Raw genomic sequence first — 3033 nt, forward strand, 5'->3', positions numbered from 1 at the left:
CAAGTACAACGACGAGGAGTCTCGTAGTGAGCCATGCGCCGGTCCGACGAAGCCCGGCGCATGATCTTCGGCCATTCCACAACGTTTCCTCCGTCCGGCTTATCGACAGTTACAGGGTTCAATGAAAGCATCACGGTACAATCATCTCTGCGCGATACGCAACGGTCGAATCATCCTCGCCTATAACAGCTACTCAGGCGCGGTCGCCGAAATCGAAAGTGAGAACTACCCGGTCGTTCGCAAGATCCTGGACGCACCCAACGCAGTTTACGAGGGCGAGGCCGCGTCGTTTCTACAGTGTCTCCGCGACGGCGGCTTTCTGATTCCCGACGGTATCGATCAACGGTCAGCGCTCAGAGTCAAAGCCCGCTCTGATCGACTCGAGGGAACGATACTGACACTGACTATCGCTCCCACGCTGGCCTGTAATTTCAGCTGCGATTACTGCTTCGAGTCGCGTACCGGCGGGCGCATGTCCGAACCGACCCAAGAGGCGCTCCTCGCCTTTGTCGATCGCTATCTCTATCGGGCCGACGGCCTTCGTATCTGCTGGTTCGGCGGCGAGCCGACGTTGTGCCTTCCGATTATCGAAAGACTCCAGCGGGAGTTCGCCGAACTCACGAGGAAGCACCGCCTCACATTGTATCCCGGAATGATCATCACCAACGGGTACCTTTTGGACGCAGCAATGGCCCGGCAATTGAAGGAACTGGGTGTCGCCCAGGCGCAAGTCACCCTCGATGGCCCCCGGTCAGTGCACGACTCCCGCAGAAAGCTGAAGAACGGGCGGGGGACATTCGATCGCATTCTCGACAACCTGTGCGCTGTTGCCGGGATTCTGAAGATTAATATCCGCATCAATATCGATAAAGACAATGTCGACTCGGCCTATGAGGTTGTCGAGCTTCTGCAGAGTCGACAGGTTCTTGATAAGGTGAATATTACCTTTGCTCCTATCACACCCTCCGGCTCGGTCTGTTCCGACATTATTGAACGCTGCCATGACAACGAGGAATTCGCAGGCGCCCTCACTCGAACGTACCGACGGCTGCTCGAACGCGGTATCCGGCAGGTCACTTTCCCACGGCCGTCATCGGGTGCGGCGTGCGGCGCAATCGCCGAGGGGTATTTCGTGGTCTCGCCCACCGGACACCTGTTCAAATGCTGGGAGGATCTTTCGCTCGACGGCGCCAAATGGGTGGGCGATATCTTCTCCTCACAACCAAGCGAGCAGCAGCTGGCCAATCTAAGAGCCTATCAGTCCTGGCAGCCGCTGGGACTGACCGAATGTCGCGACTGCTCGGTACTGCCGATCTGTATGGGCGGCTGCCCGGCACGGGGACTTGAAAAGCCGAGCGCCACCTGCGGATCGTGTGTCACTTGGAAACACAACCTGGGCGAGCTGTTGGATCTCGCCTACGCCTCCGCCAACGCATCCCCATCTAACCCCAACCGCGGTTCATGAGCGACACCAACAAGCGAGTTCCCGACATAGTCGGCTGGGAGATCACCCGCCAGTGCAACCTGCGCTGTGCGCATTGTTTTACCGCGGCCACGCGCCGTCCGGTGGGCGAACTGACCGACGACGAATGCCGGGCGATCATCGATGCTATGGCGGAAGTCGGCGTCAAGATGATCGGCTGGACCGGCGGCGAACCCCTCCTGCGAAAAGATCTCGAAGAACTCACCGAGTACGCCTGGTCCCGAAACGTCCGGAGCAATATCACTACAAACGGGGTTCTCCTGAATGAAGAGCGCGCCGAGCGGCTCATCGCGGCCGGCTGCCATACGGTGCAGATCAGTCTCGACGGCTCCACCCCGGAGATGAACCGTCGAATTCGCGGCGCCACCAATTCCGACTATCATCGCATCGTGGACGCAATCCGCATCTGTAAACGACTCGGCGCCAGAGTGGTCATGGCGTCGCTGGTCGGGCGCGAGAACCTCGACGATGCCCGCAGGATGATCGCTTTCGGCAAGCATGAGGGGGTGGATACAATAAGGTTCTGCGGATTCACGCCGATCGGCCGCGGCAAACAAAAGCAGGTGAAACGCCGTCTCCAATTCTCCGACGAGCTCTGCGATCTGCTGGCATTTGTGAAGGAAGCTCAGGAGGACGACGACATCCTGGTTACGTTTGACGTCGGTTTCGGTCCGGTCCCTCCTGACTACGGATTCCACAAGTGCATAGCGGGTATCGAGACATTTTATCTCAAGGCCAGCGGTGACGTCTACCCCTGCACCGCCCTCGCCTTTCCACAGTTCCTTGTCGGGAACGTACGTGAGCAACCACTCCAGGATCTTTGGCAGTCGCCAAGGATGCTCGCGATGGCGGAATTCCTTCGTGATCAAATCGACGGCTTCTGCAGCACCTGCGACAATTTCGCCAATTGTCGCGGCGCCTGCCGAGGCTCCACTCTCGCCCACACCGGCAATCTCCACGCCTCGTTCCCGATGTGCCTATACCCCGTGGAGACGATTTCACCCCGGCAGCCGTAGCTCGGGACCCTGGAGCCTGCCCGCCGTGGCGGGGTTCCGACAATCGTGATGCCACTACCCTGGGTAGACCGCCCCGTTGGCGACAGGCGGACCAGAGGCCTTCGCTATAAAGATCACTTTTCGAATTTCCTGCTCAAAAACCGGATGTACCTTGACTTCAAACAGTTAGTTTGGAAGCAATAGTAGGGCAGAACCGCTTGGCGGTTCAGCCGTTTATGAATACAATGATTGGAAACCAACTATGACCACGCTGCCACCACCATCCACGATGTATCAGGCGCTCATGGACCGCGACAGCGAATTCGAGGGCGTCTTCTTTGTCGGCGTGCGAACCACTGGTATTTTCTGCCGACCTACGTGTCCGTCCAAAAAGCCGAAAGCCGAAAATGTCGAGTTCTTCGGTTCACCTAGTGTTATGTCCCATGTTTAGCTTGCATTAATATTGAGGAGGTGGTATCTTTCTTTTTTCACGAAAGGAGATACCCTATGTCTCGTGGTCGCCCTGTTCCGCCGGTTCTTGTCACCCCCGCGGTT

Annotated in this window: 2 protein-coding genes and 1 pseudogene; all 3 read left to right on the plus strand. The window is 57.8% G+C overall.

Features of this window, described 5'->3' with window-relative positions; genetic code table 11:
• Nucleotides 1-121: 121 nt before the first annotated feature.
• The 3 genes and pseudogenes from AB1772_13280 (at nucleotide 122) to AB1772_13290 (ending at nucleotide 2899) form a co-directional block, all read left to right on the plus strand.
• Complete coding sequence (locus AB1772_13280) at nucleotides 122-1465, plus strand: radical SAM protein (protein MEW5797312.1); 1344 nt, start codon at nucleotides 122-124, stop codon at nucleotides 1463-1465.
• The gene (locus AB1772_13285) at nucleotides 1462-2499 is read left to right on the plus strand and encodes a radical SAM protein (GenBank protein ID MEW5797313.1); all 1038 of its coding nucleotides are present in this window, start codon (nucleotides 1462-1464) and stop codon (nucleotides 2497-2499) included. Before AB1772_13280 ends, AB1772_13285 begins: the two co-directional genes overlap by 4 nt.
• Before the next feature lie 268 nt (nucleotides 2500-2767).
• Nucleotides 2768-2899 (plus strand): annotated as a pseudogene (locus AB1772_13290) (Ada metal-binding domain-containing protein).
• Nucleotides 2900-3033: the final 134 nt, after the last annotated feature.

This window comes from Candidatus Zixiibacteriota bacterium (genome assembly GCA_040752815.1).
GTDB lineage: Bacteria > Zixibacteria > MSB-5A5 > GN15 > FEB-12 > JAGGTI01.

What these genes read in the sequence shown, in the direction of transcription:
- AB1772_13280 (MEW5797312.1), top strand. Translation starts at nt 122, where the DNA reads ATGAAAGCATCACGGTACAATCATCTCTGCGCGATACGCAACGGTCGA.
- AB1772_13285 (MEW5797313.1), top strand. Translation starts at nt 1,462, where the DNA reads ATGAGCGACACCAACAAGCGAGTTCCCGACATAGTCGGCTGGGAGATC.